This is a genomic window from Arthrobacter sp. Y3223151 (assembly GCF_059091125.1).
This window is the reverse complement of record NZ_JBNHGI010000007.1, coordinates 181,816-188,610: the sequence shown is the minus strand read 5'-3', so window position 1 is coordinate 188,610 and position 6,795 is coordinate 181,816. Positions and strand designations below refer to the sequence as shown.

General features: G+C 72.4%; 8 protein-coding genes. 7 read left to right on the top strand and 1 reads right to left on the bottom strand.

Translation table 11 applies throughout. The annotated features are described in order from the left end of the window. A partial coding sequence (locus tag AC5RUP_RS11895) for a PspC domain-containing protein (protein ID WP_494158578.1) occupies window positions 1-351 on the bottom strand: 351 nt, incomplete at its 3' end. Between the two features lie 135 nt (window positions 352-486). Between AC5RUP_RS11895 and AC5RUP_RS11890 the strand changes: the two genes are divergently transcribed. The 7 genes from AC5RUP_RS11890 (at window position 487) to AC5RUP_RS11860 (ending at window position 6,772) form a co-directional block, all read left to right on the top strand. Further along, window positions 487-2,208, top strand: coding sequence for a PspC domain-containing protein (locus AC5RUP_RS11890; protein ID WP_494158577.1), 1,722 nt, complete (start codon window positions 487-489; stop codon window positions 2,206-2,208). Continuing rightward, complete coding sequence (locus AC5RUP_RS11885) at window positions 2,205-2,423, top strand: hypothetical protein (RefSeq protein WP_493980168.1); 219 nt, start codon at window positions 2,205-2,207, stop codon at window positions 2,421-2,423. Before AC5RUP_RS11890 ends, AC5RUP_RS11885 begins: the two co-directional genes overlap by 4 nt. 139 nt (window positions 2,424-2,562) lie before the next feature. Beyond that, complete coding sequence (locus AC5RUP_RS11880) at window positions 2,563-2,808, top strand: PspC domain-containing protein (protein ID WP_494022473.1); 246 nt, start codon at window positions 2,563-2,565, stop codon at window positions 2,806-2,808. A gap of 88 nt (window positions 2,809-2,896) precedes the next feature. Beyond that, window positions 2,897-3,868, top strand: a complete 972-nt coding sequence (locus AC5RUP_RS11875; protein WP_494158576.1) for an ABC transporter ATP-binding protein — start codon at window positions 2,897-2,899, stop codon at window positions 3,866-3,868. Then, window positions 3,865-4,791 (top strand): ABC transporter permease, encoded by a 927-nt coding sequence (locus AC5RUP_RS11870; protein ID WP_494155079.1) that lies wholly within the window; start codon window positions 3,865-3,867, stop codon window positions 4,789-4,791. The genes AC5RUP_RS11875 and AC5RUP_RS11870 overlap by 4 nt, the downstream gene beginning before the upstream one ends. 57 nt (window positions 4,792-4,848) lie before the next feature. Further along, window positions 4,849-6,096, top strand: coding sequence for a sensor histidine kinase (locus AC5RUP_RS11865; RefSeq protein WP_494158575.1), 1,248 nt, complete (start codon window positions 4,849-4,851; stop codon window positions 6,094-6,096). Next, window positions 6,086-6,772 (top strand): response regulator, encoded by a 687-nt coding sequence (locus AC5RUP_RS11860; RefSeq protein WP_494158574.1) that lies wholly within the window; start codon window positions 6,086-6,088, stop codon window positions 6,770-6,772. Before AC5RUP_RS11865 ends, AC5RUP_RS11860 begins: the two co-directional genes overlap by 11 nt. The last annotated feature ends 23 nt before the right edge of the window (window positions 6,773-6,795 follow it).

Sequence of the window (6,795 nt, the reverse complement as noted above, 5' to 3'; positions counted from 1 at the left end):
CGCGACGGGGTGAGCGGAGAGCCCGGCCGGCTGGGCCGGCTGGCCGTGCGGGTGGCCGGCGGGCCGGCCGTTCCCCTCCTGGCCGGGACGCGGCGCGCCGAATCCCCGCGCGAAGTTCTCCGCGATGCCGCGGGGGTTGAAGGCGCGCTCGGCTGCCAGGGCCTCGTCGGCCGCGGTCGGCACCAGCAGCCAAAGCCAGACATAGAGCAGCACACCCGCTCCCCCGGCGAGCGCCAGGACCACCATGCCGACCCGGACGATCCCGACCGAGGTGTTCAGGTGCCGGGCCAGGCCGGTACACACGCCCGCAATGATGCGGTCCTCGGTGGAGCGGACGAGCGGTTCTCTCATGGGTCAATCCAAGCACGCGCGGGCGCACCCGACCTACCGCCGGGCGCCAAATCAGGGGAACCCGGCCGGCCGGTCAGGGAAGGGTCAGGGTGGCACCCCATAGAGGAGAAGGCTGCCGGTTGGAATGATCAAACCATGACCTCACACGCACCGATCCCGTCGGATAACGACGGCACCGACCGAACAGACGAACCGGACCAGCAACCGGCAGTTCCCGAATCCGGGCAGGAATCCGCCCCGGCGGCGCCGCAGGCGCCCGCTCCCGACGAGCCCCAGACCGTCCAGGCGGCAGAGGACGACGACGCACCCGCCAATCCGACCCAGCCCATCCTTCCGGGCACCAACCCCACCCTGCCGCTGGGCGCCGGCTACAACGATCCCGGCTACGCACACGCGGCCGGGGCCGACGGGACCGGCTACGCCGGCCGTGACGGAGGCAGCGGTAACTTCCCGCCGCCGCCTCCCGGCAGCTCCGGCGCCTACCCGCCGCCGCCCACCGGCGGCTTCCCGGCGCACAGCAACGCGTTCTTCAGCTGGTTCCGCAACCTCGGCGTTTCCCGCGGGCAGGACCGCTGGATCGGCGGGGTAGCCTCCGGCGTCGCGCACCGGATCGGGCTGGACCCGATCCTGGTCCGCGGGCTGTTCATCCTGCTCGCCGTCTTCGGCGGCATCGGCGTGCTGCTCTACGGCGTGGCCTGGGCCCTGCTGCCCGAGCCGGACGGCCGGATCCATGCCGAAGAAGCCGGCCGCAGCAACTGGACGGCAGGCATGACCGGCGCGGTGATCTTCACGGTCCTCGGCGTGTTCAGCCGCCCGTTCAGCTGGATCTTCGGGTTCGACAACGACGGCGGCTGGGGCTTTGGCGGCTTCGTCTGGGCCGTGATCTGGCTGGGCGCGGTGGGGTTCTTCATCTACTGGCTCGCCACGCGCAACAAGGCAGACACTCCGGATTCGGCGCCGACCGGAGCGGACGGCTTCCCGCCCGCACCGGCCTCCGCCGCTGGCGGTACCTCCGCCTACTACGGCGCCCCCGGTACCTCCGGAACCACCGGCGCCGCCTACGGTTCGACGCCGGCGTCAGCGGCCGGATACGGCAACGCGGGCCACGGCGGCCACCAGGGCCCGCCGCGGCAGGCCTACCCGCAGCCGCGCCCGTATCCCCAGCCCGCGCCGCGGCCCTACAAGCCCGCGCCCCGCGGCCCCTCGGGTGCGGCCATCGCCCTGACCCTGGGCGCCGCCATGCTGGCCGCCGGCGTGGTCCTGGGGCTCAACGCGCTGGAATTCGTTGAGCTGGGCCGGAATGTCGTGCCCGTCGCCATCGCCGCGGCGCTGGTCGTGATCGGCATCGGCGTCGTGGTGATGGGCGCCGTCGGCCGCACCTCCGGAGTCCTCGGTTTCCTGGCCGCCGTGGGACTGGTCCTGGCGCTGGCCTTCTCCGCGGGAACGCAGTGGACGGCCTCCAACTACGCCATCGCCTCCAGCCGCACCTGGACCTCGGCCGCGACCCCGGCCCAGGGCGACGGCTACAGCGTCGTGGCCGGCGACGGCACCGTGGACCTGCGCGCAGTCTCCGGTTCCCGTTTCGGCGGCCCGGCCGTCGTCCCGGTCAACGCGGTGGCCTCCTCCATCACCGTCATCATCCCCGACGACGTCCCGGTGAAGGTGGAAACGCAGATGGCGCTGGGCAACGTCGAATACGTCACCGGCGCGGACAGCGGCCGGCAGTCCGGGTTCTGGCAGCCGGGAAGCTACACCATCAACGACGACGGCGGGGCGCCGGAAATCATCCTGGCCGTCCGGGGCGTGGCCAGCAACGTCGACATCGTGACCGTTAGCGAACTGGAGGAAATCCGATGAGCAGCCAACTGAACCGCGACCAGGATCGCCGTCCCCGCGTCGGCACCATCATCTGGGGCTTGATCGCCGTGGCCGTCGGCCTGCTGGTGCTCGCCGGGACCTGGTGGGACATCAGCTTCAACTGGGCCTACGTCATGATCGCCCTGCTGATCGGCTCCGGCATCGCCCTGGTGGTCGCCGGCGTGCTGAGCGCCACCCGCAACCGGGACCGCTAGCCCGGGACCGCCGGCCGAAGACCGACAGGCCCACACCCTCCAGCCAGGACCGACAACCAAGGCGGCCCGCGCCACCCGCGCGGGCCGCTTACCACGAACCGGCAGTGACAACAGCTCCCGAACACGAAAGCATGGTGCCATGGATACCTTCTACCGAGTGCTCCGCTCCAGCCCCGTCCGCCGCGGCCCCGACCGCTGGGTCGCCGGCATTTGCGGCGGCATCGCCGCCAGGTTCGGCTGGGACGTGATGTGGGTGCGGATCGCCACCCTGCTGGTCTTCCTCTTCCCCGGCGTCGGCATCGGCACCTACCTGGTGTTGTGGCTGCTGCTGCCGAAGTACGACGGCAGCATCGCGCTGGAGAAGCTGCTCGCCGGCAAATCCTGATCCGACTCTCTTGTCCACCGGCCGGAGGACAAGCGAGTCGGCAGGACGGACGTGCCGGCTACGGCCCCGGGCGGAGCATGCTGGAAGCATGAGAACACCCGCCACCGCCCGCGCCGCTCAGGACGCTCCGGGCGCGCCGGCCCCCGGCCGCCCGGAGCCGGCCGCATGCGATCCTGCCCCGCCGGGCACCGCCGTCGTCCTCGACCGGTTGGTGAAGGAGTACCCCCGTGCCGGCGGCGGAACTTTCCGCGCCGTGGACGGCATCACGCTGCAGATCCGCACGGGCGAAACGTACGCGCTGCTCGGGCCCAACGGGGCCGGCAAATCCACCACCATCGAGATGATGGAGGGCCACCGGAAGCCGACCTCCGGCCGCGCCGCCGTGCTCGGCGTCGACCCGTACCGGGCGGCGCCGTCGTTCCGCGCCCGCATCGGGATCGTGCTGCAGGAGGCCACCGATGCCGGAGAGCTGAAGGTGGCCGAATCGCTGCGCGCCCTCGCCGCCTACTACCCCGCCCCGCGCCCGGTCGACGAGGTGATCGCCGCCGTCGGGCTGGAGGAAAAGGCCGGCGCACGGATCGGCGCCCTCTCGGGCGGCCAGCGCCGGCGGCTGGACGTGGCCATGGGCCTGATCGGCAATCCCGAACTGCTGTTCCTGGACGAACCAACGACCGGCTTCGACCCGGAGGCCAGGCGGTCCTTCTGGGAGCTGATCCGCCGCCTGGGTTCCGACGGCACCACGATCGTGCTCACCACCCACTACCTCGACGAAGCCGAGCAACTGGCGGACCGGCTGGGCGTCATCGCCGCCGGCCGGCTGGTGGCCGAAGGCACGCCCGCAACGATCGGCGGGGCCGCACTTCGCCGGCCCAGGGTCAGCTGGACGGACGGGGCCGGCGACCACCTCGAGACCACCGACGAGCCGGCGGCGTTGGTGCACCGGCTCAGCGGCGGCGGGCTCCACGAGCCGGCCAACCTGCAGGTGCGCGTGCCGCACCTCGAGGACATCTACCTTCAGCTGCTGCAGCAGCACGCCACGGACAGGACCGACGCCTCATGAACGCCCCGTCCCCCTCGACATCCGGCCGCTCAACGTCCGCCCCCTCGACATCCGGCCGATCCGGGGCAGTCCGATCCGGGGCAGTCCGGGCCGGGGCAGTCCGGACCTGGGAGCCGAACGCCCTGCTGCTGGGCTGGAAACGGACGCTGCTGGAGGTGCGGATGTTCTCGCGCGACCCGGCCGCGGTGGTCTTCACCCTGCTGTTCCCGCTGATCATGATGGGCCTGTTCAGCACCGTCTTCGGCGAGGACGCGTCGATGGGCGATCCGGCGCGGCCCGAGTCGCTGCTGCGCCCGGCCGAGTACTTCCTGCCCGCGATGCTGGCCCTGGGCACGGTGCTGAGCGGCTTCCAAAACCTCAGCGCCTACGTGGCCACCGAACGGTTCAACGGCAGCATCAAGCGGCTGGCCGGAACGCCGCTGCCCAGCCTTTCCTACTTCCTGGGCAAGACCGGCATGACGCTGGTCCTGATCCTGACGCAAACGGCCCTGCTGCTGCTGGGCGCACGGTTCCTGTTCGACGTGCCCCTGCCGGCGACGGCGGACGCCTGGCTGACGTTCGCGTGGCTGCTCCTGGGGTCCACGGCGGCCTGGTCGGCGGTGGGGATCGCCTTCGCCTGCCTGGCCAGGTCCGGGCCCTCCGCCTCCACCATGGCCGCCGTGCCGCCGCTGCTGCTGTCCTTCATCTCCGGGATCTACTTCCCGTTCTCGCAGATCCCGGACTGGCTGCGCGGCCTCGCGGACCTGACACCGCTGCGCTGGACGGCCAGCGGCATGCGCTCGGTGTTCCTGCCGGAGGGCTGGGAGGCCGTGGAGCCCGGCGGAAGCTGGAACCTGGGGATGTCCGCCGTCGTGATTCTCATCTGGCTGGCCGCCGGCCTGGTGCTGACCCGGCTGATGTTCCGTTGGCCGCCGCAGAAGTAGTCGCATGTTGCAGGGCGCCGCGCAGGCCGGGCGGCAGGGCCGTCGTAAGGTGATGCCATGAGTGAATCCGCGGTCCCGCCGGCGACGGCCCCGCCCTCCGTCGGGGACTCGATCTGGTTCCGCGGCCTGAAGTGGTGGCACCTCGGGTTCTACGTAGCGCTGGCGACCGTCGCCGTCATTGTCTGGGTCAGCTCCACCGACGCTGCGGACCCCGCCAAGGCGTCGGCGGTGGCGGCCCTCGTCCTGCTCGGGGCGGCCTACCCGTTCCTGACCCGCGCGAACGACCTGCACACCTGGAAGCCGAAGCTGTACGTGGTGCTGCTGATCGCCGTGGTCACCTACCTGGCGTTCCTCTCCGGCGCCGGCTCGATCATCCTCTTCATCGCATTCCCGCAGGTGTGGATGTTCGCGGGGTCGGAGCGCAACGGCGTGGCCGCCTCGGCGCTGATCTGCATGCTCGTGGCCGCCGGCCAGCTGCACCTGTTCGGCACCGGCGCCGCCGGGCTGCTGGCCGCCGGGCTGCAGGCGGTGATCTCCTTCCTGGCCAGCACGCTGCTGGGCCTGTGGATCTACAAGATCATCGAACAGAGCGAGCAGCGGGCGGACCTGATCGCGGAGCTCAACGCCGCCCGGGCGGAACTGGGGGCCGCGCACGAGCGCCAGGGCGCCATGGCCGAGCGGGAGCGGATGGCCCGCGAAATCCACGACACGCTGGCGCAGGGCTTCACCTCGATCGTGATGCTTTCGGAGGCGGCCCAGGCACAGCTGCGCAAGGCCGGCACCCCGGTCCCGGCGGTGCTTGCGTCCTCCCTGGCCGGTATCCGGGACACGGCACGGGACAACCTTCAGGAAGCGCGGGCACTGATCGCGGCATCCGGCCCCACGCAGCTGGCCGGCGGCGACCTGCTCGGCGCGCTGCGGCGGCTCGAGGCCACCGCCCTGGACGGCGCCCGGCTGAGCGTGGAGCTGCCGCCGTCGCTGCCGGAACTGACGCCGGCGCAGCAGGTGGTGGTGCTGCGGGCCGCGCAGGAGGCCCTGAACAACGTCCGCCGGCACGCCGGCGCGCACTCCGCGCGGCTGCGGCTGCACCTCGACGGAGCGTCCCTGGTGCTCTCCGTGGACGACGACGGCGCCGGCTTCGTCCCCGGGGCGGGGACCTCCGGCGACAGCTATGGGCTGCGCGCCATGGCCGAGCGGCTGTCCGAAATCGGCGGCAGCCTCGACGTGCATTCGGCGCCGGGCGACGGCACCCGGCTGACCATGACCATCCCGCTGCAGCTGCAAGGAGCCGGCAATGTCCGCTGAACCCCGACCGGACAGCCCGGGCAACGACACCGGGGCCGCCACCGGGGCTCCCCGCATCCGGGTCGTCATCGCCGACGACCACCCCGTGGTCCGCGCCGGGCTGGCCGGCCTGCTGGGCACCGAGGACCGGCTGGAGGTGGTGGCCCAGGCTCCCGACGGCGACGCGGCGGTGAGTGCCGCGCTGGACCCGGGCGCCGACGTCGTCCTGATGGACCTGCGGATGCCGCGGCTGGACGGCGCCGACGCCACCGCGCGGATCGTTGCCGCCCGGCCGGACACCAAGGTGCTGATCCTGACCACCTACGACGGCGACGCCGACATCGTGCGGGCGGTGGAGGCCGGCGCGGTGGGCTACCTGCTCAAAGACACCCCCGGCGACGCGCTGATCGCCGCGGTCTTCGCCGCCGCCCGCGGCGAAACGGTCCTGGCCCCGCCGATCGCGGCCAAGCTGGTCTCCCGGCTGCGCTCGCCCGCGCCGCCGGCGCTGTCGGCCCGGGAGACCGAGGTGCTGGGGGCCGTGGCGGACGGCCTGAGCAACCCCGAAATCGCCGACCGGCTGTTCATCGCCGAGACCACCGTGAAGACGCACCTGCTGCGGATCTTCGCCAAGCTCGACGTCGACGACCGCACGCGCGCCGTCGTCGTCGCCATGCAGCACGGCCTGCTGCGCTCCTGAGGCGCCGCCCCGCACGGCCGGGG

What these genes read in the sequence shown, in the direction of transcription:
- AC5RUP_RS11870 (WP_494155079.1), top strand. Translation starts at nt 3,865, where the DNA reads ATGAACGCCCCGTCCCCCTCGACATCCGGCCGCTCAACGTCCGCCCCC.
- AC5RUP_RS11865 (WP_494158575.1), top strand. Translation starts at nt 4,849, where the DNA reads ATGAGTGAATCCGCGGTCCCGCCGGCGACGGCCCCGCCCTCCGTCGGG.
- AC5RUP_RS11890 (WP_494158577.1), top strand. Translation starts at nt 487, where the DNA reads ATGACCTCACACGCACCGATCCCGTCGGATAACGACGGCACCGACCGA.
- AC5RUP_RS11875 (WP_494158576.1), top strand. Translation starts at nt 2,897, where the DNA reads ATGAGAACACCCGCCACCGCCCGCGCCGCTCAGGACGCTCCGGGCGCG.
- AC5RUP_RS11860 (WP_494158574.1), top strand. Translation starts at nt 6,086, where the DNA reads ATGTCCGCTGAACCCCGACCGGACAGCCCGGGCAACGACACCGGGGCC.
- AC5RUP_RS11885 (WP_493980168.1), top strand. Translation starts at nt 2,205, where the DNA reads ATGAGCAGCCAACTGAACCGCGACCAGGATCGCCGTCCCCGCGTCGGC.
- AC5RUP_RS11880 (WP_494022473.1), top strand. Translation starts at nt 2,563, where the DNA reads ATGGATACCTTCTACCGAGTGCTCCGCTCCAGCCCCGTCCGCCGCGGC.